Genomic DNA, 25,636 nt, shown 5'->3' with positions numbered 1-25,636 from the left:
GCCACTAGGCATATTCGTACACGGGGGATTTAAGAAAACCGAGATTACGTCAACAAGGATTGTTCCACATATTTATATTCCTCGCCCGAGCGAAGTAAAGTTGCCTTAATGGAGGATGAGACAATGTCTGTAAACCATGAGAATCAACTTGTGAATACGAAAGTACCAATTGAATTGTTGTTTACGGATTTCATACCAGAAGGAGGCACTAGGGATATTCCCTATTTTACGGAGCGTTGGTATGAGCACCACAAACGCTTTGCCAATAAGCCCGTTATTCGCTTTTCCCCGCATAAACAACTGTATCATTATTTTATGAAGCGGGCCGATTTTCCAAGCATGTATTTGGATTGGTATCATACCATCTTTTCTTCCAGAAACCTTGTTCCTCCTCTATCTGATACTCAGATCATAGATCAGCGTTTTGTTCAATATAACATAATGAAGGGAGCCCTTTCGAAGAAACAAACCTCCTATTTTCAGCAGGATCCGCCATTGGTTAAATACAACGGAAATGGTGGTTACTTTAATCTTAAGGACGGTCATCATCGCACTGCATTTCTTCATTGTCATGGCGTCAAACAGGTATGGGTTAGCATGACTCAGCAGGATTATGATCAATGGAAAAACGCAGAGGTGCTCGGGTCTGTATTGGAAGTTTTTCAGCAGCAACAACGAACTCTCATATATACTCCCATTCTGCACCCCTCGTTCATGGATCTAGAAAGCGAACGGGATGACATCTATCCGACGAGACTTGACTTGATTCTTGAATATCTGAATGCAACTTCAGTTGCTGGGAAAAAGGTAATCGATATCGGCTGCAATATCGGGTATTATGCCCGTCACTTTACAAGAGAAGGGGCAATTGTAACGGGAGTAGAGGCTTTGACCGAGCATTATGAACTGGCTCAACGACTGAATCATCTGGAAAGAGTTTATTTTGATTTGCGGAAAGAGCGATTTGAGACATCCAATCTGATCGAACGATACGATATTGGCCTGTTGTTAACCGTATTTTATCATATGATGAAAGACGTGAATGCTCGTGATGCATTCTTACGTAAAATTAACCAGACCGTTGAGGAAATGTTGTTTTGGGAATCCGGAGATCAACCGGAGCTTGAAAAGGCAATTTTACTGGGCAGCACGCATTTTGAGCATTATGAGAAGCTTGGTATAACGACAGGTACAGGTAAAACGAGAGAGCTCGGGGTATTTCGGAAATCGAAAGGTTAATGTGAGCGTGAATGGCAATGACATCTTCTCAGCTTAGGATGTGTTCGCAATAGCCAAACGATCAATAAGAGACGATGGTCTTGCCCTCCTAAAGCAATCTAAAAACCGGTCGTCCCGGCCGGTTTTTAGATTGCTTACATATCGATAACGGTTGATGGGATGAAATCAAGTTTATCGTATGAAGAGAACCGTTCGTAAAATGGTCTGGATTTAACAATAATCCAATGGTAAAATCGTCTCAAATTTCGATCGCAAATTCTAGACGATGCAGGAGGAAGGATCAGAGGAATATGAAATCCATAAACGTACTTCATTATGATGCATTCTCGGTGCAGCCTAACAAGGGAAATCCTGCTGGTGTGGTCTTGAATGCGGATGAACTGACGGAGGAAGAGATGCAATCCATCGCCCGCAGCGTTGGATTCAATGAAACCACCTTTATCTTAAAGTCAGAGCAAGCAGATATCAGACTGAGATATTTTACTCCCGGCCATGAAATGAATTTGTGCGGCCATGCCACTATGGCATCCATGTATGCCTTGAAAACCAAGGGACTGCTGCCGGAAAAAGAAACCGTGTGGATTGAGACCAAAGTGGGCATGTTGCCCATAGAATTTCAAAATGCCGAGGGCCAGTTAACCATGAAGATGAAGCAGGATCATCCTCAATTCATAACTTATAAGGGAGATGTTGACCGCCTGGCATCATCTATAGGTCTTAAACGTGACGATTTGGACTTAAGTATGCCCATCGTGTATGGAAGCACGGGGATCTGGACATTGTTGGTGCCGATAAAAGGGTTGGAGCATTTTGACCGTATGGTGCCTGATAATGCAGTGTTTCCGGACGTTTTAACAGAAAATCCTAAAGCCTCGCTGCATCCTTTTTGCCTAGAAACGATGGATGCGTCTTCGTTCATGCACGCGAGACATTTCTCTTCGCCATACTCTGGCACCGTTGAAGACCCGGTAACTGGAACTGCATCGGGGGTAATGGGAGCTTATTATATGACTTACCTGAACCCTGAGGTATCCTCCGCTCAATTTAATATTGAACAAGGCCAGGAAATGGGGAAAGACGGGAGAGTGCATGTTCAAGTGAATCGCTGGAAAGAGACCATGGATGTCTATATATCCGGTACGGCGGTGTTCGTCAAGGAGTTCCAGGTTAGCTATTGATGGATGACCAACGAATGATAGAATCGTCTACATAAGTTAATACAAACAAGGAGTACGACTCATGCAGGAACAAGAAGAGATAAAGATTTATTCCAAGGTGACAAAAATGCTAATAGGCTCTCTGGCGTTTGTGCTGCTAGGTAGTGGATTAGTATACGGCGGGGTGACGTCGGACAACATGGTTATTGCCATTGTCGGAATTATCTGCGCGTTGTTTTTTGGCGCGGGACTGGCGTTTGCCATCACAAAGCTTTTCCAATCAGACCCGGCACTCTTGATCAATAAGGAGGGGATCGTCGATAAATCCTCCTATGTGAGCGCTGGAGCTGTCGCGTGGAACGAAATTAAAAATATTCATATCTATCAGATAAAGAATGAGAAGTTCATAGGAATTGAGGTTTATGATCCTGCTCATCTGATGTCCCGGCACCCTGCCTGGAAGCGGAAGCTTATGAACATGAACAAAGGCATGACGGGTTCTACTATTCATATTTCTGCATCGAGTATCTCCGCTAATTTATATGAATTATTCCCCTTGTTATATCGAAGATGGAATGCGTCCAAATCGAACCCGGATCAGATGATGAAGGAGGAGATCATGTTATGAAAACATTTAAGCCGGAGATGACTTTGGATATGGCGGTAAGTCATCTGAAGTTTATTGAAGGGGAAGCGGTAATGAATGTCACCCCCATCGAGATGGGGGAACTGAGCAAGGTGTTCAGTTACCGCAAGGGAGATGCCGATTATGTCATTCATTTTAAGGATAATGGGGACAGCCTTCATAAAGTGCTCAAAATCTACGATATGTACGGCACGCAATCCTTGCCCATTCCCCGTATCCACAAGATAGGGAAGGTGGAGAATATTCACTTCTCCATTTCGGATAAAGTATCCGGCACGCCGATAAGTGCTCTTGAGCCGATCCAAATCCGAGGAATCATCCCCGACATTGTCCAACAATTCATGCGGATCCGTCAGATACATATCGGAGAGTCCTATGAAGGCTTCGGGTGGATTACTCCGCAAGGCAAGGCTGCTCATGGTTCATGGCTGGCCTACCTGACGTCTGTTTTTGATGAGGAGCAAGAAGGTTTCTACCATGGATGGCAGAGCCTGTATGAGAATAGTTTTCTGGAAAAAGAGTTCTTTGAAGAAATCTACCAAACGATGATCGAACTGGTTCGTTATTCGCCTCCGGAGCGATATCTTGTACATGGAGATTTCCATTTGGGCAATATGCTGGGAGAGAACGAGAACGTAACGGGGATCGTGGATTGGGAGATGGCCATGTTTGGCGACTTCATGCTGGATGTCTCTGTTCTTCATATGTGGTACCCGATGCTGGAGTTTCCCCAAAAGCTGCAGCAAGCGATGGAGCAGCAAGGCGTAAGTATTCCTTATTTTGAAGAGAGGCTGTTAGGCCATCAACTGTTCAAAGCGCTGGACGGACTCCGTTTTTATGCGAAAAAGGATGATCCCCACAGCTATCAGTTCATGAAAAACCAAATCATGTCTCTATTAAATCGATAGATCCCTACGGGGATCTTTTTTTATGGGGAAATGTGTGAAACGGAATAGTTAACTGACGAGTCCAGAATAATTGGCCAAGAATATACTGGACTAGGTTGAGTTGAAGTGCGGGATCGACTTGAATCATGGCGTAGAGAGATCGAATGGAGGTATGGGAATGGGAACATCAAACTGGCAGAATTTATCTTACTGTGTGGATCTGATCCGATATGTATCTCCTAAGTCCGTCCTTGATGTCGGCGTTGGTTTTGGTCGCTGGGGTATGATCTGCCGTGAATATTTGGACGTATGGGGAGGGCGCGTATTTCGCGCAAATTGGAACACGCGCATCGAGGGGATTGAAATCTATCCGGCTAATATCGATTCCTATCATTCCAGTTTCTATAACGATATTCATGTTGTGGATGCATACGACCATATACAAACTGGTGTTCAGCCGGGACAATTCGATCTGATCATCCTGGGTGACGTTCTGGAGCACTTTACAAAAGAGCGGGCGCTTATCCTGCTGCAAACCTGTATCCAAAAATCCCGTTTTGTTTTGCTTAATATTCCGATTGGAACGGATTGGCCCCAGGGAGCCGAATACGGGAACGAATTCGAGACCCATTTAAGCATATGGACAACGGAGGAGCTGGATCTGTTTCCCGTAGCTGACAAGAGGCATTTTAAGGATTACATTAACCGTGATTTTTCCACATATTTGTTTTCGATGACAGGCAAGTAGGTGCGATCATTTTCAGAAATCATCTTAATAAATTTGGCGGAGATATATGGAATTGGAATGGAACATCTTCTATGAGGAAGGTGTTTTCTTTTTTGTTCTCTATTGAGGAAATGGTATATTGTAAGAAACAATAGATATCATGGAAGTTTATTATGTGGATAAAACAAAGAGAAATGAGCTGATTCTATTCTATGAAAAAGATCGTTTTGGCCGGTGGAACTGGCTTTATCGGAACTTATCTTACGAAAAAATTCACGAATGAACAGCAAACACAAGTACTTATGATATCCCGACGGAAGGGTCATCTCGCATGGAACGATCAAGAAGCTATCGTTGCTGCCCTGGAGGGGGCGGATATGCTGATTAATTTAGCAGGTAAATCGGTCAATTGCCGTTACGATGAGAAAAATAAGGAGCTTATACTGAAATCAAGAATAGATACAACGTATATACTCGGCAGTGCCATCGAGGCATGCCATACTCCTCCGCGTACATGGTTTAATTCCAGTACGGCTACGATTTATCGCCATGCGGAAGATAAGCCGATGACGGAGGAGCAGGGCGAAATCGGCTCGGGCTTCTCCGTCGAGGTTGCCAAGGAATGGGAGCGCGCTTTCTTCTCATTCTCGCTGCCTCAAACAAGACAAATCGCTTTGCGTATTGCCATCGTACTGGGACCGGGCGGCGGCGTCATGACTCCTTATGTTAACCTGGTAAAATACGGACTTGGTGGCGTTCAAGGTACGGGCAAGCAAAAGTTCAGCTGGATTCATGTGGAGGATTTGTATCGTATTGTTCTGTTTTTGCAAGAGAGGGCAGAGCTGAGCGGGGTTTTCAATTGTGCGTCTCCCTATCCGGTTACGAATAAGGAACTGATGGAGCAACTTCGGCTTTCATTGAATCGCAGATTGGGATTGCCGTCACCTAAATGGCTGCTTGAGCTGGGCGCCCGGCTTATTCAAACCGAAACGGAACTGGTGCTGAAGAGCCGCTGGGTTATTCCGGACAGACTCTGCAAGGCAGGGTTCCATTTTACATACGATACGCTGAATAAAGCACTGGCTGACATCTTGAAGCGATAAGAGGATTCTGACCGCGCGTCGTGGTTTTCGCATCGTAAAAAATGATTGCATATGCCAACGGAACGGATAGAATAATTTTATTAGATGAGAGAGAGGGAGTGTCCTATAATGAACCCTGCGTTTTCCATAATAGAGGTCGATCCATTAGAAACCGACATGCATCATCAATTAACGGAATTATTGATTCGGGTAGTTGAAAATGGGGCATCGGTAGGATTCTTAGCTCCGCTGTCTTACGATGAAGCTTTCGCTTACTGGGAGGATGTGCTTGGCCCAGGGGTTACCCTGTGGGTTGCCGTGCAGGATGGGCAGATGATCGGCACGGTTCAACTGCAGTGCGCCATGAAGGCGAATGGTAGACACCGGGCCGAGGTAGCAAAACTGATGGTGGATCCTGCATCCCGTCGCGGCGGCATCGGCAGAGCGTTGATGCTGCATCTGGAGCCGAAAGCCAAGCAAGAGGGTAGAACCTTGCTGGTCTTAGATACCCGGGAGGGGGACCCCTCCAACAAGCTGTATCAGTCTCTGGGTTACATCCAAGCTGGAGTCATACCCGATTATGCCATATCCTCTAACGGCCAACTGGACGGGACGGTGCTGTATTACAAACGTATCTAAGCCACGAAGCGGAGGGATTGGATGAATCGAGATGAGCGATTCTATCGCAAATGGACGGCGATTCGGGCGAAGGGAAAAGGCAGGTTTGTGCTTTCACGGGGCCTTTTACATGGCTTTTTATTATATATTGTGTGGGCTGCAGCCACCTGGTTTCTTGACAAGGACAAGTTTGATCCTGATTTTTTTATAACACGGTATTATTATTATTTTCTTATCTATATGATTGTCGGTTTCATTATTTCTATCGGAGCATGGAGAGGCCAAAACACCCGCTATGACAATTTGACCCGTTATTATGAGAAACAGCGGAAGGAGAACTTGCCGTAGCGGCGAGTTCTTTTTTTTGATATCAGTAAGGATAAACTTCAAAGTATGGGCCTTCCTGATATGGCACGAAAAATATCCCAGTAAATGCGGTCAGTTTTCTGAGAATGTACGTCGATAGACGTTTTCGAATATCGGCCGTCGGCATTACTAGCCTTCCCGCACAAAATGGTATACTGTTTTTTAACAGTAAATAGAGAAGGGATTGTGGTTATGGGTTACCAACTGACCGAACGGGTGATCAAACTATTATGCGGAAAGACCTCCTATGATCGTGGCGGGGTTTTATATAGAGATGGACATGTAACGATGCTGAAACAAGATCCGGACACTCGAAAATACGAGGCAGAAGTGACGGATCAGGAGTTGGGTATCGCCTATGCTGAGATTGACTCGAACGGGGATGTATTCACCGAATGCAGCTGCATCGATTATGGATTCTCCCGGAAGCGGTGCAGACATATTGCGGCGCTGCTCCTGAACATCCGTGATATTGAGCAAACGGTGGAAGCTCCGATACGCCCTTATCCATCGTTATTACATCCTTCTGGTAGCGGAAATACAGAAGACGGGCAATTAACGCCTCGGTATTCTCCGGAGCATGACAGAAGCTCGGATGAAGGGGAACAGGATGCGCTGCTTAGCAGCCAGCTGCTCGGATTGTTCTCTTATTCCGAAGGCCGGAGGGCCACGGCAGCATCCAGGTTTGACACCCGAGAAGTTCTGGAGATGGAGTTCATCTTCAAGTTATATCCTTACGGAAATCGGAAATACTTGTTCGGCGTAGAGCTGCGAATAGGGAAGAAACGATTGTATATCGTGCAGCGGATTCGAGAGTTTCTGGCGTGTGTAAAATACGGCAAAACCTGCATGTTCACGAAGAATTTCACGTACGATCCGGAGCTGCACAGTTTTAAAAAGGAGGATGATGATATTCTCCAGGAGCTGATTCGTGTATACGAGCATGAAAGCATGTTTAAACAGTCACTGGACATGTATGCTCCGCATGGCAAACACGGAAGCGGTGACCGAATGCTGATTATTCCTCCCACTTTTTGGCCCCAAGTAAGGGAACGATTATCCCATTCGAACCATTCCCTGTTGTCTTTGGATGGGATCCTCACGGATAAGCTGGAATTCGTTCAAGATCCGATCCCCCTTCAATTCGAGTTTGATGAAGCCGGGAATGATCAATACCTGATGAAGATCGAGGGACTGGAGCGAATGATCGTTCTGGAAAGTTACGGACTCGTCATTGTGGACGGTAAGCTTATTCAGCTTGAATTGGATGCTTGCAGAAGACTCTCCGAGATGAAGCAGTTGCTTGAGAATGCGAATAAACCGCATATCCGGATTCAACCTGAGATGATGGAGTCCATTATGGAGCGGGTGGTTCCGGGACTGATGAAGCTTGGAAGTGTCCATGTGGCACAGACCGTATCTGACCGCATTGTCAAAACGCCTTTAAAAGCGAAGCTCTATCTGGACCGGGTGCGTGGCCGGCTTTTGGCCGGACTCGAATTTCAATATGGAGAAATCACCATTAATCCGTTGGAGGGGCATCGCGCCATACGCAGCAGCAGCTCGATCCTCGTTCGCGACGGAGAGCAGGAGCAGCGGATTCTTGAGCTCATGGAGAACGCCTCCTTTGCCAAGACCGATGGCGGTTTCTTCATGAACGATGAGGATGCCGAATACGATTTTCTGTATCATACGATCCCGCAGCTGGAGAAGCTGCTGGTTGTTTATGCAACGACGGCCGTGAAGGAACGGGTGCTTATTGAACCGATGGGTGCCAAGGTGCGGGTGGAGGTCGACGAACGGACGGATTGGCTTGAATTGAAGTTTGATATGGAGGGGATTCGGGAAGCCGAAATTCGGGAGATCGTCAAATCGCTTGAAGAAAAACGCAAATATCACCGGTTGCGAAACGGCGCGCTGCTTCCGCTGGAAAGCGCCGAGTTCCAGGCAATGGTTGCTTTAATGAACCGGGTAGGGCCTTGGTTATACGAAGGGGAGGGCACGCAGTTCAAAATGCCGGCAGTCCAAGGACTTCAGCTGCTGGATTGGGAAGATTCGGGATCAACGGTCCAGCTTGGCCGATCCTTGCGCCAAATGCTGCAGCATGTGAAGAATCCGGATCATTTGGATTTTGCCGTGCCGCCGAGCCTTGAAACGGTCCTCCGGGATTATCAGAAGTTTGGTTTCCAATGGATGAAGACGATGGCCCACTACCGCTTCGGCGGCATCTTGGCCGATGATATGGGCCTTGGTAAAACGATTCAGAGCATTGCATTCATTCTGTCAGTACTTCCGGAGATCAGAGAACGTAACGAACCTGCGCTGATCGTGGCGCCGGCTTCTCTGCTCTATAACTGGCATAATGAGCTCCAGAAGTTTGCGCCCGAGATCAAGGCCGTCATTGCCGATGGTACGCAGACCGAACGGGCTAAAATCATACAGAATGCGGGGAACGCAGATGTCATCATTACTTCTTACCCGCTGCTCCGCAGGGACGTTGAGCGCTATGCGAAGCTGCCGTTCTTAACGTTAATTCTGGATGAAGCCCAATTCTTCAAAAATTACACAACGCAAACGGCTCAGGTAGTCAAAACGCTGCATGCCCGTTATCGGTTTGCTCTGACAGGTACCCCGGTCGAGAACCGACTTGAGGAACTATGGTCCATATATGATGCCGTTTTCCCGGCACTCTTTGGAGATCGAAAAACGTTTCAGGAATTGCCGAAAGAAACCGTGGTGAGGCGAGTGCGTCCCTTCCTGCTTCGCAGGCTGAAATCGGATGTGCTCAAGGAGCTGCCGGAGAAGATCGAGACGGTTCAGGCATCGGGCCTGCTGGTCGAACAGAAGAAGCTCTATACCGCCTATCTTGCGAAGTTAAGGCAAGAGACGCTCAAGCATTTGGCGCAGGATGGCTTTCAGAAGAGTCGGATTCGCATCTTAGCGGGCATTACTCGTCTGCGCCAGATCTGCTGTCACCCGGCCCTATTCGTGGAGGGCTATGAGGGTAGTTCGGCCAAGTTTGAGCAGCTTCTGGAAACCATTGAGGAATGTCGGCTTGCGGGAAGACGGATGCTGGTATTCTCCCAGTTTACGGGGATGCTGAATCTGATCGCCGGGGAGCTCGGATATCGGGGGATCCCGTTTTTCTACTTGGATGGACAGACTCCGGCATCGGAGCGAGTGAAGCTGTGCGAACGCTTCAACGAAGGAGAACGGGAAGTGTTCCTCATATCACTGAAGGCAGGCGGAACGGGGCTAAACCTGACCGGGGCCGATACGGTGATCTTGTATGATCTGTGGTGGAACCCTGCTGTAGAGCAGCAGGCGACGGACAGGGCACATCGCATCGGACAGAAGAAGGTTGTGCAGGTGATACGGCTGGTGGCTCAGGATACCATCGAGGATAAAATGGTCGCCCTGCAACAGAAGAAGAAGGATCTGATCGAGGAACTGGTTCAACCGGGAGGAGAGTCGCTTCCAAGCTGGACCGAGGCGGAAATCCGGGAGCTGCTGACGCTTCAGGGTTGAGCCTCTAAGTGTGGATGGGCCCAGGGGATAAACGCTGATATAATAGCTGTATGTGATTTATGTATCGTATACTCCAGTCATAGAACAGGACGGTTTTCGGGATGATATCTTTTTTACTAACGTTAAAACGTCTCTTCAGCGGTCTGTTTCGAGCGTTTAAGCAGCGGTATTTTGTAGCGCTGTTTGTATTGATCGTCATTATGCTGATATCGGGTACGATGTTTTATACCAGGCAGGAAGGGTTATCGGTGCTGGATGCTCTATATTTCTGCGTAGTGACCTTGAGCACGGTAGGTCATCCAGATTTCGTGCCACAGACGCCGCTCGGTAAAACATTCACGATGGTCTATATTGTCGTCGGTACGGGTTTATTCCTTGGGATGGCCGGACAATTGGCGTATGCCTTAATCCGAACGAATCGAAGGGATGAAAAGGACTGAATTCCTAATGGAAAAAGGGAACATTCCAGGCGTTTGAACTGTGAACCGATTGGGGAAGGTTCAGAGAAAACCGTCCTGGACTTAACTAGCAAGCAGATGACCTCGAATTCGTCGAGGTCATCTTTTTTATGAACACTGATATCGCTTTAGTTGAGCTGCTTACCCTATTGGACCGTTACCGCAAAATAAAAGCTGGCGCGTCCCTGCTCCAGAGGCCATGTACAATGAATTTCGTACAGGTACGAGCCGGGTTCTGTCGGTACGGTATATCCGTCGATATCAGGCTCCGTCAGGTTTAGGATGGTGAAGCCATCTATTCCTTCGGGTGGCGTTGTTTTAATATCCACGCCGCCTTGGACTACAACGGGTGTTATATCCTTCAGCTCCGGTCGGACTGCATCCGTCATCGAACACTTATCCCCGTTGCACCATGAATAAAGGTACCAGCCTCGCTGCACCGCGATTTCGGTGCCGTCGATTGTAACCTTGGGCAACGGAGGTTCGGCGGATTTTACCCACAGGGTTTGGATGGCTTTGCGGGCATTTTCCTTTGAGATCGGTTTTGAATTCTCTGACCTCGATCCGACATAATAGCCCGTACCGAACACAACGATTAGCAGGATTACATATAGAACCGATCGGGTTTTCTTCATGTAATAAAGCCCCCTTAATATATCACTCGTCTCATAATCAGGCGGAAAATATGTTATAATTTTGAAATCAAACACTTCCATTATAAACCAATCGTGGGTAGCAGGCGTTATATATATGAGAAGAAATCGAAGAGGGATGAATCTATGACACTAAAATGGTTGGATTGGGCAAAAGAGATACAGGCGATCAGCCAGGCCGGACTGGAATATACGAGGGATGTCTATGACAAGGAACGGTTTGAGCAGCTAAGGGAGCTCAGCATCAAGATCATGCAGGAGTATACCGAAGCAGGCGACGAGAAGATCCGTACGCTGTTTGCGAGTGAAACCGGATACCAAACGCCGAAGGTTGATGTCCGTGGCGTTATTTTTCAAGACGGAAAGCTGCTGCTGGTAAAGGAAAAGGCCGACGGAGCTTGGGCATTGCCGGGAGGATGGGCGGACATCGGTCTATCGCCTGCCGAGGTTGTTGTGAAGGAAGTGAAGGAAGAAGCGGGTTATGAGGTACGCGCAACGAGATTACTGGCTGTATTGGATAAGAAGTTTCATAACCATCCGCCTTCGGCCTTCCATGTGTACAAAATGTTCATTCAGTGCGACATTACAGGCGGAGCTGCAGGCGTGGGAACGGAGACATCTGCGGTCGGTTTTTTCCGGTTGGACGAACTCCCTCCGCTGTCTGAAGAACGGAATACCAAGGAACAGCTGCAGCGAATCTTTGAATTCGAGAAACAGCCTCATCTGCCAACTTGGCTGGATTAAACCAGATAACAAAGGAGCGTAGACAATGTGAAGGGTTTTAAAATTTATAAGGACGCACCGGATGAAGCGGAAATGAAACGCAGATATAACGGACGGATTAATATTTTCTTTTTTAGTGCATTTCTTATCTTTTGCGTCATTATCATTCGCATGGCCATATTGCAGTTCGTAGAGGGACCGGAGCTTGCGAGTCAGGAAATCGGCGGAGAGCAGAAGCACTTCCCGCTGCAGCCGATCCGGGGGTCCATCATCGATGCATCCGGCACGAAGCTTGCTTACTCTACGGCTTCAAACTCTTTATATATCACGCTCATGAAGGATTACAGCAAAAAGACGGACAAAGGAAAAGAAAACAGGCCGGAAGCGGAAGAGTTGGCGAAGCGGCTTGTCCAGGCGTTTAACAAGTATGGGGACCCCAAGGCGGAACCGATGACCGTCAAAACAGTGATTGACGACCTGGATTTGGAATATAACAAGCAGCATGGTTATGAACCCAGACGAATCAAATCCGATTTGACGAAGGAAGAGATCGCTTATTTCATGGAGAACCGAGCCAAGTTTCCCGGCATCCAGATCGTGGAGGAGAATGTAAGGCACTATGATCCGGATACGGTGGCGGTTCAGACGATCGGATTTCTAAAGAAGTTCAGTGGCTCTAAAGACCTTAAGGATTATGAGGCTATTGATCAGAGCAACAAGGATCAGAAGAATCCCGGCTTGATCTACACGGAAGAAGAGTGGATTGGCTATGACGGATTGGAGCGGATGTTTCAGGAAGAACTGCGCGGCAAGAGCGGGTATCTCAGCATTCCGATCAATCCGCAGAATATGGTGGACGGCGTACCGACGATGGTCGCTCCTGAAAAAGGCCATAATATTCACACCACGATTCATAAAGACATTCAGCTTTCGACAGAGCAGGCCATTACGGATCAGCTTCAATATCTTCATACCCATCCCGTATCGGGCAAGCTTCATAAGGATGCCTTGACCGGATACGCGGTCGCTATGGAGGTGGACACCGGTAATGTAGTCGCGATGGCCAGTATGCCGGATTACGACTCGAATGTACGTGTAAACGGAGGCAAGATTACGCCGGATATCGTGGATTCGTCGGGAAACGGCACGATTACAATCTACGGATCGGGCAGATCGGGAAACGGGTTTGAATCCACGATCTATCTTGGTTCTGTCATTAAACCGCTGACCGTGTTGATCGGGCTGAATGAGGGGTTATTTGGCTTGAACGAAACGTATGACGATAAAGGGTACGCTTTAATCGGCCGGGAAGGATATGAGAAGGCTATCTCCAACTCGAGCGGACATCGAAATGGACCCATTAAGCCGCAGCAAGCAATCCAGCAATCCTCGAATGCTTTTATGATCGATATGATCGGCAAGGAGTTAGTTGGCAAGTACGGCGGGGAGAAAGGCGTCAAAAAGTGGGATGAGTATATGATGCAGTTTGGTCTTGGTGTTGCCACGGGGAGCGGCTTGCCCGGGGAATTTAAGGGCCGTGGGGAGTATACGAATACAAAGGCAGCGGGGAGTAATCTGGCAGCTTTAGCCTATGCTTCCTTCGGTCAGATGGGGAAATACACGCCGCTCCAGCTAGCCCAATACACCGTTATGCTGGCGAATGAAGGCAAGCGGATCAAGCCGCAACTGGTCAGCAAAATCACGGATCAGGAGGGCAACGTGGTCAAGGAGTTCGGTCGCGAGATCCTGAACGAGGTCGAATTCCCCAAAGCGTATTGGCAGACCGTCAAGCGTGGGATGAATACGCAGGGGCTGGCAGCATTCGAAGATTTTAAATATGATTTTGCCCGAAAAACGGGAACCTCCGAGCAGGAAGCTAAAGTGAATGGAACGTGGAAGAAGATTGATAACGGCGTCTTCATCGCCTTTGCTCCGCGGGATAATCCGAAGCTGGCGGTTGCCGTCGTTGTACCGGAAGGCGGCTTCGGATCGCAAAGCGCTGCGCCGATTGCGAGGAAAATATTCGACGCTTATGATGAAGTCTACGGACTTGACGGAACGCCGCATCCGAAGAAGACTGAAGAGCAGAAGAAGGAAAGCAGTGAGGACGAGACAGAGGACAATAGATAAGAACCGTAGTCGCAGAATCGCGTTAAATTGCATATAACAAAAAGGCAGGCTGTAGAGGCGAACTTGATCCTCTCCATCCTGCCTTTTTTGTATCTTATTTAATCAATAAGGATTGTTCCTGATCTTCAGCACTTCCGCGAGAAAGGTCAAGGCCAGACCTTGGCCCCAGCCCTGGATTCGCTTATCGGGCACGCCTCTGTACCCTGCGGTATCCTTCATGACCGCCGTTCCCGCAGATACGCCGGTTACGGTGCCATCCTCGGTGATCTTGGACAAGATCCCGTCAATTGATTTCTGCGTGTATTTATTGTAGATGCGTCCTTTGGTCAGCAGGGCAGCAGCGATACCGGCCGACCCGGATGTTTCCAGCGGAGACTGCGGATCGGTCGTGATTGTATGCCACAGGCCGGATTCATGCTGCAGCCGGACCAGGGCGCTGAGCTGGTCGCGCAGCGAGCCTTCGATAATCATGAAGGAGGGATGCGTCACCGGGACGAGCTCCAGGGCACGGGCCATCGTAAGGGCAGCCCAGGCGTTGCCCCGGCACCAGAAGACGCCGGACATATGGTTGCCGGCGATATTGTCCCAGCCGTGGTAATACAGATTTGTAACGGGATCCTGCAGGCAATCCTCATGGCCATGATACTGCTTCAGGCCATCCTCGAAATAATCCTCCCGGTCCAGCATCACGCCAATCCGAAGCAGGAAGTAGCCTGCCATGAACATCGTATCAACCCACGCCTGCTCCGGAAAGTTATACGTTTCGGAGTTCACCGTATGCTGAAAGATGCCGTTGCCGAAACGCAGCGCATCATGCGTGAGATACTCGGCCATTTCCTTGGCCGTTTCGATATACCGCTCATCCTCATAAACTTCGTACAACGTTAACAAGGAGTGGCCGATGGAGACGCCGTTGACGGACAGCTTCGGCAACCCCTCCTCCATGTTTTCGTCGACCCAGGCTTTCAGCCGTTCCAGACACTCCTTCTTGCCGGTGGCCTTATAGGCTTCGCATACTCCGTAAAAGGCGACCCCGCCCGGCCAATCCCAGCTGAAATCCATACGAAAGGTCCGGTCGACCACGCGGTCTATGACAAACTCAATCTGTTGATCATCAAATACAAGTGCAGGCATCGTATGAGCTCCCTTCATATTCCATTGAATTTATTCTATTAAATTACCCTTTCAATCCCGTTGTGCTGATCCCTTCCACTATGTATTTCTGGAAGATAAAGAAGACGATGACGACCGGCAGCAGCGATAAGCTAGCCATGGCAAACATGCCGCCCCAGTTATTGAGCGACTCCCCGTCAAGGAATAGCTTCAAGGCGAGTGATACCGGGTATTTCTCCGGATTGTTCAAGTAAATAAGCGGATTGATAAAGTCATCCCATCTCCAGTAGAAGGAGAAGATCGAACACGTGATCAGAGCGGGCACGATCAACGGCACAACGACCCGGAAGAATATCCCGTACTTGCTGCATCCGTCAATTTTGGCCGCTTCATCCAGCTCCTTCGGAATCGTGCGGATAAACTGCATGATCAGAAAGATGAAGAACGGAATGCCGAAGAATTGGGGAACGATTAACGGCTTGAAGGAAGACAGCCAGCCGAATTTGGCAAACATGACATACTGCGGGACGATCACGACATCATGGGGCAGCATCATCGTAATCATCATGCAGGCAAACCAGAATTGCTGGCCGAAGAACTTGGTCCGAACCAGGCCGAAGGCGACAAGCGCAGAGGAAGCGACGGCACCGATGGTGGAAATGATGACAATGATGAACGAGTTCTTGAAGAAGGTACCGAAGGTGGTCCCGGCGAATCCCTTCCAGCCCGTAGCATAATTCGAGAATTCCAGCCGACTCGGAATCAGGCTGTAAGCCGTCGTGAATATTTCATGGTTCGGTTTAAGCGAGCTTGCCACCAGCCACAGAATCGGATAGGTCATGCCGAGGGCGAACAATCCGACCAGGGTATGGTAGAGAACACGTCTGGATTTGGTCATAATCGTCAATCTCCTTTCGACTCGTAATGAACCCAGCGGGTGGATGATCTGAAGATGAGCAGGGTCAGGACACCGACAATAATGAGCATGATCCAGGCAAGCGCTGACGCGTAACCCATTTCAAAATGCGAGAACGCCTTGCGGTACAAATAAAGCGAATAGAGCAGCGTTTGATCGAGTGGTCCGCCTTCTCCGCGCGAAATGATGTAGGCGGGGGTGAAGGTCAGGAACGCAGAAATCGTCTGAAGCGTCAGATTGAACAAAATAATCGGACTGAGCATAGGCAGCGTAATTTTGAAAAAGCGATGGACTGCGTTGGCGCCGTCCACGCTGGCAGCTTCATAGTAATCCTTCGGGATATTTTTCAAGCCGGCCAGAAAAATGATCATCGAGGAACCGAACTGCCAGATCGATAACGCGATCAGCGTCCACAGCGCTGTGCTTGGATTCCCGATCCAGGAGGTCGTGGAATGAATCCCGAAGAGGGACAGGGCAGAGTTCACAAGACCCTTGTCACCGAAGATCTGCTGCCACATGATAGCCACGGCCACACTTCCGCCAATAAGAGAAGGCAGGTAGAAGGCCGAGCGGTACAGTCCCACCGCCTTGGTCGCGGTATTCAGAATCATGGCAACAAATAGAGCGAAGATGAGGCGGAGGGGGACGCTGGCAAATACATAGGTGAACGTGACCTGAAATGACTTGCCGATCTTGTCGTCCTCCAGGAACAACCGCTCATAATTCCCGAGGCCCAGCCATCTTGGCGCTTCCATCAGATTGTAATTGGTGAACGAATAATACAGTGACGACAGGATTGGATATAAGGTAAAGATGAGAAAACCAAGAACGAACGGTGCAGAAAAAACATAACCGGTGATATGCTCGTTCTCACGGAGCCTCTTCATAGACTTCAACCCCTACGATTTAGATTTGGTTGCGCCCCGTGCAGGGGTCACGGATGTCAAAAAGGGCATCTCTTGCGCACACGGGAAAGACGTGCGGGAGATGCCCTTGTCTGACCATGTCCTGGTTATTGCTGAGATCTGGCCAAGATGGCGTTCGCTTCCTTGCGGAACTCAGCCGCGGCATCTTCGATCGAGATTTTCTTGAACAGAATACGTTCACTGAGATCTCGCAGCAGCTTCTCGATCTCCACCGCGCCAATCGGGTTAGGCGGATCGCCTGGCGTGCTGTTGGCCTCAGCCCAAGTAACATAGTCGAAAATTTTGGCTTCGTTCTCCGAGAGGAGCGGCTTGAGCGCTTCCTTCACCTTGGCGGATACGGGAACGCCGCGCTCGCCCTTAATCAGCTTGTTGGCCTCGATGTCGTTAATGAAGAAGCTGATGAATTTAGCGGCTTCCTCTTTATGCTTGGACGTTTCGGTGACCGAGAAGTACATCGAAGGTTTCAGGAAAAGACCGTCCTTCGTTCCAGGCCCAGGCATTGGATTCAGCTCCAACGGACGATCGGTGACCAGATTGGCCACTGCAAGGAATTGGTTGGACCAGCCGGTGCCCGATATGGAGTTGCCAAGGACAATTTCATCCTCTTCCGCTACGCCTTTTTTCTGGGCTTCCTTGTCCAGAGAGAGGATATATCCGTTGTCGTACCATTTCTGATAGCGTGTGAAATAATCGATAAAGAGCTGGTCGTCACTGTATCCGATCGTTTTACCGTCAGCGCTGTACATTTTCTGGCCGATAGTTCTTAGGTAGTAAGGGAAGAAGACGTCATGCCGGTAAGCAAAACCTCCGATCTGCAGGCCTTTTTCCTTGGCTTGGGCGCCCATTTTGTCCATGTCGTCCCAAGTCCATTCTTTGGATGGAATATCGATGCCGTTCTTCTTCATCGTCTCAACGTCGAAGGTGGTCTGAAGTGCGTTCACGCCGAGGTTCATGGCAACGAGCTTGCCGTTGACCTCACCGCCGCTCAGTGCATTCTCGCTGACATCGGCGACATCCAGCTCGCCGCTCTCGGTGAACGGCTTCAAATCCGCCAGCTGATTCCGGCCGGCATATTGATTCAGATAGGAGATGTCCATTTGAATAATGTCCGGGAGTCCGCCAGCCACCGCTTGGGGAGCAAGCTTTTTCCAGTAGTCATCGAATGGAGCATACTCCGGCTCAATGGTGACATGCGGATTCTGGGACTCATACATTTCAATGACCTTCAAGGTATAATCATGCCGGGACTGTCCGCCCCACCAAGCAATGCGGAGTTTGACCGGATCCTTGCTATCGCTTGCAGCCGCCGGCGGTGTCTCCGTTCCGGTTCCGCCGCTGGCTGGCGGTTCTGCAGCGCCGCCGCCCGAACAACCAATCAAGCTTCCGATCAGGGAAAACATCAGAACCGCGTTTAACACTTTTTTCATTCCATTTCCTCCCCTTTGTTGATAAACCACTTCATATCGTTTCAAATGTTAGTGCTTACATTCCCAATTATCTTGTTTTGGCGGGGAAAGAGTAAGGAAAAAAACCGTGTAATTTGTTTAAAAAGCAGAGATGTACGTACAAGTTAATCACTCTTTTTCATATATTCGGAGGGGGTGCACCCGATCTGTTTTTTGAACACCTGGCTGAAATATTGGGGATTATCGCCGAAACCGAGCAGCTCGGCCATTTCAAAAATCTTGATATCGGGATCGCTTGCCATCATTTCGGTTGCGCGCTTCATCCGTAGTTTCATTACGTAATTTGAGAATTTCTCGCCGGTCTCTTTCTTGAACAGCTTGCCGAGATAGTCGGCGTTCATATACAGCATGTCGTTTGCCACCAAATTGAGCGTAAGCTCCGAGTTCCCCAGCTGCTCCTCGATAATCTCAACCACCTTGCGGACGATGGCATTATATTTGACTTTGTTCTGCTCGAAGTTTCGCAGCGTGATTTCCCGAACCGTTTCTTCCAAAAAGGCTTGAATGGCTTGAAGCGTACTCATCTCGGCGATTTCCGGAATCCGTGCATAGCGTTCTTGCATCTGATCCGGGTCGGTTAGACGGATAAGGGATACATACTGCTGAATGACATAGGATTTGGTCATGTCGATACTAAGCTGCGCACGCTTCAGCTCCTGAATGAATTCGGCCAGGGCAAGCTCCGCTTCGTTGCGGTGGCCGGATCGGACCGGCATGCACAGGCGCTCCTCATCGAGGACAAACGTTCCTTCCAAGCCGCCGGCATGAAGCGTATCTTCCGTGGTGATCATTCCGCTCTCATCCAGATAGAAACGGTAGTTCAGGCATTGCAGCGTATCCCGGTACAGCTTCCGCGCCAGGGTTACAGGTCCGGGATCGCTGATCGTGATTGTGACGTCCATCTTGTAATACTGTTTAAAAGTACAGCGGATATCCTGCAGCTGTTGATGGAGCCGCTGCTGATCATGGTGGTTCTCGATTAGCACCAGAACATGCTGCCCGATCGTCGTACTCAGCAGCGTGGTGTCCAACAGATCCTCGGCGATGTTCTTCACGGCGAATTGATGCTCGTATTCGACAATGCCCTCCAGTTGGAACAACAGCAGACGGACGGGCTGATCGAAATTAGTTTCGAACAGGCTGCGGTATTCCTCCAGGTCATGGCGTCCATAGGTTTTGTTGGTGACAAACTCTTTGAGCACCTGTTCTTTGACATGAGGAAGCACCTTGCGAAGACGGCCTTTCATTTCCTGGATAAATGAGTCCTTGTTTTGGTTCAGGGTCAGCTCTTCAGTGACCTCTTTCAGAGCTCCTCCGATCTTGACCTCGTCGGTCGGCTTGAGCAGGTAATGCTTGACTCCGTACTGCATGGCACGGTTTGCATACTCAAATTCGCCGAAGCCGGACAGCAGCACGAATTTAATGTGAGGGTGGGAGGCATAGGTTTTGGCTACGAGCTCAAGCCCATCCAGTCCGGGCATGCGAATATCGCATACGACGATATCCGGGCTCTCCCTGACGATTTTTTCATATGCCTGAATTCCGTTCTGGGCGGTACCGGCCAGCTCGGTTCGGTATGCCGACCAATCCACCATCTGTGATATGCCGTCTAGAATAATTCGTTCATCGTCCACAAGCAGAACTTTATACATCCGAATCCCTCCATTATTTGGGTAATGACAGCATCACCCGGGTTCCAAGCCCCGATCCGCTGTCGATGGTTAACCCGTGGTGCTCGCCAAAAGCCAGCTTGATCCGTTCATCGATGTTTAACAGTCCGATCCCGTTACCGCTCGTGGCTATTTCGCCGCTTCGTAATCGCGTCAACGTATCCGGCGACATGCCGGGGCCGTCATCCTCCACGATGACGCAGAACGCGGAAGGGGTCTCCTTGCAGGACAACGTAATTCGGCAAGGGTTAACGGAAGGCTCCAGCGCATAATGAATCGCATTTTCGAGCAGGGGCTGAAGGGACAGCTTTGGAATTTTGCGCTGCAAATCCTGCTCCTTCACATCCATCGTGAAATCTAGGCGGTCTTCAAATCGGAATTTCTGAATAATGACGTAGTTCCTAACAATCTCCAGTTCCTCTCCCAGTGTCAGAATCGGCTCCTTCAAGCTGACGGAATTCCGAAGAAGGAAGGCTAAGGCTTGCACCATGTCGGAGATTTGGGTTTGCTTGTTCATCTTCGCCAGCCAGTTCACGGATTCCAGCGTGTTATACAGAAAGTGGGGGTTGATTTGCGCTTGCAGCGCTTTGAACTCGGTCTCTTTGATTAACAGCCGGTTCGAATAGTTCTCGGTAATCAGTGCGTTGATTCTCTCGATCATGAGGCGGAATGTCCGATGCAGCAGTCCCAACTCGTTCATGGCGACAGGGGCAGCATCCTGAGGCAGCACGTTGGCTTCGGCAAAGTTTCCTTTTTCCGCGAGCTTCATCCGGGTGATGAGACTCTCGATGGGATGTGTCAGGCCTCGGCTGAACCGGATGCCGAGCAGGATCGCAACTGCGAAAATAACGGTAAACACGATAATGACAAGCTCTTTGATGAATATGATTTGCTTGAAGGATTGATTAAAGGGCGTGACATTCATATACGTCCATCCGGTATTGCCTGATCGGTTATGTGCGATGAAGTAGGTATGACCATCCATTTCACGGGTAAGATACCCGTTACCAGATGATAGGGAGGATTGAATGACAGCCGGATCGAAGTGCGGGGTTGCGGGATAGATGATATCCGTACCCGAAGTCACGATTAGGTCGCCTTCCCCACCGGTGGATTTTCGGACGATTTTGTCCATATTGATACGAATAATGATGGTTCCCAAGTAGTTAAGATCGAATAAGGTTCCAGAGTAGGATCTTATTTCCCGGGAAAGTAGAAGAGCCGAATCCGTTTCGTCCGGGTATACCCAGCGTTCTTCTCCATCCGCCTCTCCGGCAAGCTGTAGAATAAACTCCTTTTTGGTGGGGGGAATCGGGACGACACTGCCGACGTCCTGCTGTTTGTCGTAGGAATCGATCAGGTGGATCGAATAGAGCATCGGCTCGGAGCCTATATAATTCAGGAGGCGGTCCACCAGATGCTGTCGCAGGATGAGGCGATCATAATCGGAGTCGCTCCCGGCGATGGAACGTAACATATTTTGAATCTGGGTATCGGTAATGATGTTGAAGGATAGCTGTTCGATCCGCTCGAGCTCTGACTCAATCGCAGAGGAGGACAGGTGTAAGACCTGAGATGATTTGAGGTACAGCTGCTCGTCGTAGATGGAGAAGGCATATTGTTGGACGATGACGGCGAAGGTAAATGCCATTACAACGATTAAGCTGATAAGAAGGGAAAGCTTGTTTTTGATTTTCATGTTTTTATAAATCGTTATCCATTTTTGCACAGCAACGTCTCCTTGCGCTGGTCCTAAAATGTTGTGTACACATTATGTACCGGGTTGTAAACGCTGTCAATACAAGCGCTGTTATTCTAGCACCTGGAATAATTGATGAGACTTTGCTTATGTAGTCGGTTATTTGAACAAGGAGAACGGTTATTTGAATTTATGTTCGGAGGCTCCCAATCCATAATGGATTTAGACAAAATTTTAACCAGCTGGGTCCCGAAGGGACTAAATCCGTGTTTATGTGGGGGAGGCTAGGGGAGTTTCTTCTGTTTCCGCAGGGCGTCATGGATAACGCTCATTTTCAAGAGCGCGGTGCGGCCAGGTTGGCCGACATGGTGGCTCGCCGTTTGAAGGCGCTTGGACTCCAGCCGTTGTCTCTGTTTTTGCGCTAGCGTGATGGGTCGGAACGAGGATTAAAGGAATTTTCGGTGTCGATAGCGAATGTATTTTTATTTATGCAGCCTAAATCCATGAGTTGCGAGGAGTGAAACGCATGTCAAAAGGCGAAAAACATTGGATTATTCCCGACGGGTATATCCCTCCTGAAAGCAGCGGAGAACTAACCAGTCATGAATCCGTCTGTGTGTTGAACTTAACCGAGCAGGACGTTGTGGTTACGATTCATGCTTACTTCGAGGATCGTGATCCATTGCTAGGAATGGAAACCATCGTACCAGCAAGAAGAACCAAGCACATACGAACCAACTCGCTTCAAACGGACGGCGGGCACGGTATTCCTCCAGGTATTCCCTATGCTATGGAAGTTACGAGCAGTGCACCCGTATTTGTTCAATACAGCCGTCTCGATTCCACACAGGCCGAGAATGCCTTGATGAGTGTTATGGCGTATCCGGTAACCAGATCCTAAGGAAGGTGATTGTATGGTACAGACCGTAATATATACCTCAGAGGCGCCTGAGGATTTTCGTCAATTAGAAGCTTTGTACGCTTCGCTTGGTTGGAACTCTATTCATCTATCCGTTACCGAATTGAAAACCATGTGCTTGCAGAGCTGGTATGCCATCTATGCATATGAAGGGCATAAATTGGTAGGCATGGGACGTTTGGTTTCCGATGGGGTTATTACCGGCGTTATATGCGGATTAGGCGTACATCCGGGTTATCAGTCCAGAGGGATAGGCCGCGAGATCCTCCATCGATTGGTTGAACATTGCGAGAAGTTCGGGGTCTTCCCGCAGCTGATGTGTGAGGAAGAGCTGGAGCCGTATTATGAGAAGCTGGGTTTTCAGCGATTCACCATTGGGATGAAGAAGGATATACAGCGAACTCATTCATCGGATGTCCCATAATCTTTGATCGTTATTTTGACCTCATACTGGATCGGAACCTCACTAAATGTTTGATCCCAATCTTTTTTGGCTGTCTTCCATATATGAGGATACTTAATTCTCAATTTGTTTCCGAAACCGGAAACGTCTGTCTTGTATTCATGTTGAATTTTATCGAGTACATTCTTTACCAAACGCTCAACCTCTTCTTCAATAGCTTTTTCCACTCTTTTCAAAAATTCAGTTTCAATGGGTTTCTCCGAAACCACCCAATGCTCGGCGATTCTTCCTTCGGACTCGACTTCTATATTAAACGAGATATTGTTTCCATCAACATGAGGTTTAATTTTACTTTTCATAGACAGCATTTCGTATACAATAGGCTGACCTGTCTTTTTATCAACGCTTTTAACCAAACCGCCTTTCCCCTTTCCGGTTATCCACGTTAAGCCCTCTATTTCCTGTTCATTCAAAAAACCACGCAGTTTTTTAGTTTTCCCTTCAATGACGGCAGCTCCTGCAAATTTTATTTCTCCATTCGACGACGAGACGACATTTTGCAAAAGAAAGCTGGCTCCGGAATGCAGCTTCCCCTCTATTTTGGTAAGTGTAGTTGGAGGCAAAATTTTGGTGGTTCTTCCGTGACCGTGTGTCATTTCAACGAGCCGGAATGCTGGGATATCCATCGGTTTTTTCGATTCTAGTGTTTTACTCGCACGGTTTTGAGCAATTAGAAGGAGGCCGCTTGGTCTCATCTCTTGTTCTCTAATAAAAAAATCCAACAACTTTTGCAAATCCAAAGTACGCGCAAGATCCTCTCCAATGATAATCACTTTTGAATGTTCGGCAAAGGCACGTTTGTCGATTCTTAATACCATATTGCGTAAAGTCGGCAGGATAGCATCTCCTGTTTCAGAAACGTTGTTGTAAGCTTTTTGTGATGAACCTGTTTTTGTTCCTTTACCTGTTTTACCTGTTGTCTCTGCGGTGAGAAATTGATTGGTTATCGTAATTTGATCCCGGTTAGGATACCTGCCTGTTTGTCCCGCTGACTCTTCCTGTGCCTCCTCCTGTTTTTCCAAATCCAATGAAGTGCCTACAATAAGGCCTAGATCTTCAATTTCTTTATTGCTCCAGCATCCAGTAAGAGGTAGGAGGATAAGAACCAACAGCGCATTCAAGAGGATCCGTATCGTGATGTGCTTCAAGCTTTTCCACCTCTCAGTCTCGATACTAGAAGTAAGATTAATGGTAGTACAGCAAATAATAATAACGCGACATTACCGATGGTATCCCCAAGTTTAAAGAGGTCATTGATATTTTTGGGAATCATGGCAATGATGTAAATAATCGGAATCAAGCCATATATAAATGGATGGATCTTCTTTTTGAACAACTGAGCCAGCCCTAAAGCAGCCGCATAATAGGTAATGGTAAAGGTAGTGAATATTTGCATAATCCATATCACAAGCAGCAAAGATTCAAACCGTTCAAAGATCAAACCGGGGATTTCAAAACTTCGCATAAGCTCAAGTGTAGGCCATGTGCTCGTGACCACTCCATCGATCGATAGGGCTCCTATGACCATGACAACGGTTATGCCGTAAAAGAGCAAGGGGATGAATACTCCAACTAGAACAACTTTTACGGCTTTGTCCGGCTGTTTCATAAAGGCTACAAGGAGCAGCATAATTTCAGAACCTAAAAATGCAAGAGCCGTTGTCCTTATTCCTTTTAGCATGGGGGCAATTCCCAATCCTAACACGGGACGGAGATTATCAATCTCAAATATGCCTAAGCTCAAAAAGGCAACCAATAAAAAAATGACGATCGTAATTGGGAATATGATTTCAAACAAACGGGCGATCGTGTTTATTCCACCTATGATCAGATAGAGACCTATCCACATAAAAGGCAGGATGATGGCCCAGGTGGGGGTACCTTCCAGCAAAAAAAGGCCGGTTACTTCTGCCATTGTTCTGACTTCATATGCAGAAATGGTAAAAAAGTAGCCGATCACAAGTAAACTGAGGAACCCGCCCACCCATTTTCCTACAATTTCTTGGTTATATTGATAAAAGGTTTTTTCGGGGAATCGCTTGTTTAATTTCACGATGATCACCCCTACGATCATTGCGATCATCCCGCCCAAAATAACGGTGATCCACACATCGGGTGTTTTCACCTTCTCCACAGATGTGCGGGGGAGGGTGAGGATCCCGGCTGCAAGAATATAATTGACGAGGATAACAACTGCTTGCGAAGTCGTAATTTGGTCTTTTGAACTACCTATCATGTTGGTGTATTTCC

Annotated in this window: 24 protein-coding genes; 15 read left to right on the top strand and 9 right to left on the bottom strand. The window is 48.3% G+C overall.

Annotation, left to right across the window (positions count from 1 at the left end):
• Nucleotides 1-123: 123 nt before the first annotated feature.
• The 10 genes from MKY48_RS22555 to MKY48_RS22510 all read left to right on the top strand — a co-directional run bounded on the left by MKY48_RS22555 (nucleotide 124) and on the right by MKY48_RS22510 (nucleotide 10,690).
• Nucleotides 124-1,239, top strand: a complete 1,116-nt coding sequence (locus MKY48_RS22555) for a methyltransferase domain-containing protein (RefSeq protein ID WP_339290930.1) — start codon at nucleotides 124-126, stop codon at nucleotides 1,237-1,239.
• A 290-nt stretch (nucleotides 1,240-1,529) separates the two neighbouring features.
• Nucleotides 1,530-2,417: a PhzF family phenazine biosynthesis protein gene (locus MKY48_RS22550; protein WP_339290929.1), complete on the top strand. Its 888-nt coding sequence runs from the start codon at nucleotides 1,530-1,532 to the stop codon at nucleotides 2,415-2,417.
• 61 nt (nucleotides 2,418-2,478) lie between these two features.
• A complete protein-coding gene (locus MKY48_RS22545; RefSeq protein ID WP_339290927.1) occupies nucleotides 2,479-3,024 on the top strand; it encodes an STM3941 family protein in 546 nt (181 codons plus the stop codon).
• The gene (locus MKY48_RS22540) at nucleotides 3,021-3,950 is read left to right on the top strand and encodes an aminoglycoside phosphotransferase family protein (protein WP_339290925.1); all 930 of its coding nucleotides are present in this window, start codon (nucleotides 3,021-3,023) and stop codon (nucleotides 3,948-3,950) included. The genes MKY48_RS22545 and MKY48_RS22540 overlap by 4 nt, the downstream gene beginning before the upstream one ends.
• 157 nt (nucleotides 3,951-4,107) lie before the next feature.
• The gene (locus MKY48_RS22535) at nucleotides 4,108-4,677 is read left to right on the top strand and encodes a methyltransferase domain-containing protein (protein WP_215163152.1); all 570 of its coding nucleotides are present in this window, start codon (nucleotides 4,108-4,110) and stop codon (nucleotides 4,675-4,677) included.
• Between the two features lie 191 nt (nucleotides 4,678-4,868).
• A complete protein-coding gene (locus tag MKY48_RS22530; RefSeq protein WP_339290923.1) occupies nucleotides 4,869-5,759 on the top strand; it encodes a TIGR01777 family oxidoreductase in 891 nt (296 codons plus the stop codon).
• Between the two features lie 108 nt (nucleotides 5,760-5,867).
• Entirely contained in the window at nucleotides 5,868-6,377 is a 510-nt protein-coding gene (locus tag MKY48_RS22525; protein WP_076325112.1) for a GNAT family N-acetyltransferase, read from the top strand.
• A gap of 21 nt (nucleotides 6,378-6,398) precedes the next feature.
• A complete protein-coding gene (locus tag MKY48_RS22520; RefSeq protein WP_339290922.1) occupies nucleotides 6,399-6,704 on the top strand; it encodes a hypothetical protein in 306 nt (101 codons plus the stop codon).
• A 210-nt stretch (nucleotides 6,705-6,914) separates the two neighbouring features.
• A complete protein-coding gene (locus tag MKY48_RS22515) occupies nucleotides 6,915-10,250 on the top strand; it encodes an SNF2 helicase associated domain-containing protein (RefSeq protein WP_339290921.1) in 3,336 nt (1,111 codons plus the stop codon).
• A 101-nt stretch (nucleotides 10,251-10,351) separates the two neighbouring features.
• On the top strand, nucleotides 10,352-10,690 hold the full coding sequence (locus MKY48_RS22510) for a potassium channel family protein (RefSeq protein ID WP_339290919.1): 339 nt from the start codon (nucleotides 10,352-10,354) through the stop codon (nucleotides 10,688-10,690).
• Nucleotides 10,691-10,854: 164 nt separating this feature from the next.
• Here the strand turns inward: MKY48_RS22510 and MKY48_RS22505 are convergent, their stop codons facing one another.
• Nucleotides 10,855-11,343 (bottom strand): hypothetical protein, encoded by a 489-nt coding sequence (locus tag MKY48_RS22505; protein ID WP_339290917.1) that lies wholly within the window; start codon nucleotides 11,341-11,343, stop codon nucleotides 10,855-10,857.
• Between the two features lie 144 nt (nucleotides 11,344-11,487).
• Here MKY48_RS22505 and MKY48_RS22500 point away from each other — a divergent pair, with 144 nt between their 5' ends.
• Entirely contained in the window at nucleotides 11,488-12,105 is a 618-nt protein-coding gene (locus tag MKY48_RS22500) for an NUDIX hydrolase (protein ID WP_339290915.1), read from the top strand.
• A gap of 27 nt (nucleotides 12,106-12,132) precedes the next feature.
• Entirely contained in the window at nucleotides 12,133-14,214 is a 2,082-nt protein-coding gene (locus MKY48_RS22495; protein WP_339266386.1) for a penicillin-binding transpeptidase domain-containing protein, read from the top strand.
• A 102-nt stretch (nucleotides 14,215-14,316) separates the two neighbouring features.
• On the opposite strand, the gene MKY48_RS22490 is transcribed toward MKY48_RS22495, so the two are convergent.
• From MKY48_RS22490 to MKY48_RS22465, 6 genes are all read right to left on the bottom strand, one after another.
• Entirely contained in the window at nucleotides 14,317-15,348 is a 1,032-nt protein-coding gene (locus tag MKY48_RS22490) for a glycoside hydrolase family 88 protein (RefSeq protein WP_339290913.1), read from the bottom strand.
• 43 nt (nucleotides 15,349-15,391) lie between these two features.
• Complete coding sequence (locus tag MKY48_RS22485; RefSeq protein ID WP_339290911.1) at nucleotides 15,392-16,225, bottom strand: carbohydrate ABC transporter permease; 834 nt, start codon at nucleotides 16,223-16,225, stop codon at nucleotides 15,392-15,394.
• Nucleotides 16,226-16,230: 5 nt separating this feature from the next.
• Nucleotides 16,231-17,130: a sugar ABC transporter permease gene (locus MKY48_RS22480; protein ID WP_009589786.1), complete on the bottom strand. Its 900-nt coding sequence runs from the start codon at nucleotides 17,128-17,130 to the stop codon at nucleotides 16,231-16,233.
• A 125-nt stretch (nucleotides 17,131-17,255) separates the two neighbouring features.
• Entirely contained in the window at nucleotides 17,256-18,596 is a 1,341-nt protein-coding gene (locus tag MKY48_RS22475) for an ABC transporter substrate-binding protein (RefSeq protein ID WP_339290910.1), read from the bottom strand.
• 143 nt (nucleotides 18,597-18,739) lie between these two features.
• A complete protein-coding gene (locus MKY48_RS22470; RefSeq protein ID WP_339290908.1) occupies nucleotides 18,740-20,287 on the bottom strand; it encodes a response regulator in 1,548 nt (515 codons plus the stop codon).
• Nucleotides 20,288-20,300: 13 nt separating this feature from the next.
• Nucleotides 20,301-22,034, bottom strand: a complete 1,734-nt coding sequence (locus tag MKY48_RS22465; protein ID WP_339290906.1) for a histidine kinase — start codon at nucleotides 22,032-22,034, stop codon at nucleotides 20,301-20,303.
• Nucleotides 22,035-22,270: 236 nt separating this feature from the next.
• Between MKY48_RS22465 and MKY48_RS22460 the strand changes: the two genes are divergently transcribed.
• The 3 genes from MKY48_RS22460 (at nucleotide 22,271) to MKY48_RS22450 (ending at nucleotide 23,347) form a co-directional block, all read left to right on the top strand.
• Nucleotides 22,271-22,429, top strand: a complete 159-nt coding sequence (locus tag MKY48_RS22460) for a hypothetical protein (protein ID WP_339290904.1) — start codon at nucleotides 22,271-22,273, stop codon at nucleotides 22,427-22,429.
• Nucleotides 22,430-22,530: 101 nt separating this feature from the next.
• Nucleotides 22,531-22,905 (top strand): sensory rhodopsin transducer, encoded by a 375-nt coding sequence (locus MKY48_RS22455; protein ID WP_339290903.1) that lies wholly within the window; start codon nucleotides 22,531-22,533, stop codon nucleotides 22,903-22,905.
• 13 nt (nucleotides 22,906-22,918) lie between these two features.
• Nucleotides 22,919-23,347 (top strand): GNAT family N-acetyltransferase, encoded by a 429-nt coding sequence (locus tag MKY48_RS22450; protein WP_339290902.1) that lies wholly within the window; start codon nucleotides 22,919-22,921, stop codon nucleotides 23,345-23,347.
• Here the strand turns inward: MKY48_RS22450 and MKY48_RS22445 are convergent.
• Together MKY48_RS22445 and MKY48_RS22440 are read right to left on the bottom strand one after the other, a co-directional pair.
• Nucleotides 23,326-24,534 (bottom strand): Ger(x)C family spore germination protein, encoded by a 1,209-nt coding sequence (locus MKY48_RS22445; protein WP_339266374.1) that lies wholly within the window; start codon nucleotides 24,532-24,534, stop codon nucleotides 23,326-23,328. The genes MKY48_RS22450 and MKY48_RS22445 overlap by 22 nt on opposite strands.
• On the bottom strand, nucleotides 24,531-25,622 hold the full coding sequence (locus MKY48_RS22440; RefSeq protein WP_339266373.1) for a spore germination protein: 1,092 nt from the start codon (nucleotides 25,620-25,622) through the stop codon (nucleotides 24,531-24,533). Before MKY48_RS22440 ends, MKY48_RS22445 begins: the two co-directional genes overlap by 4 nt.
• Nucleotides 25,623-25,636: the final 14 nt, after the last annotated feature.

This window comes from Paenibacillus sp. FSL W8-0187, from assembly GCF_037969755.1.
Lineage (GTDB): Bacteria > Bacillota > Bacilli > Paenibacillales > Paenibacillaceae > Paenibacillus_AQ.
Note: the sequence above shows the minus strand (reverse complement) of the source record. Positions and strands in the feature narration are given on the sequence as shown.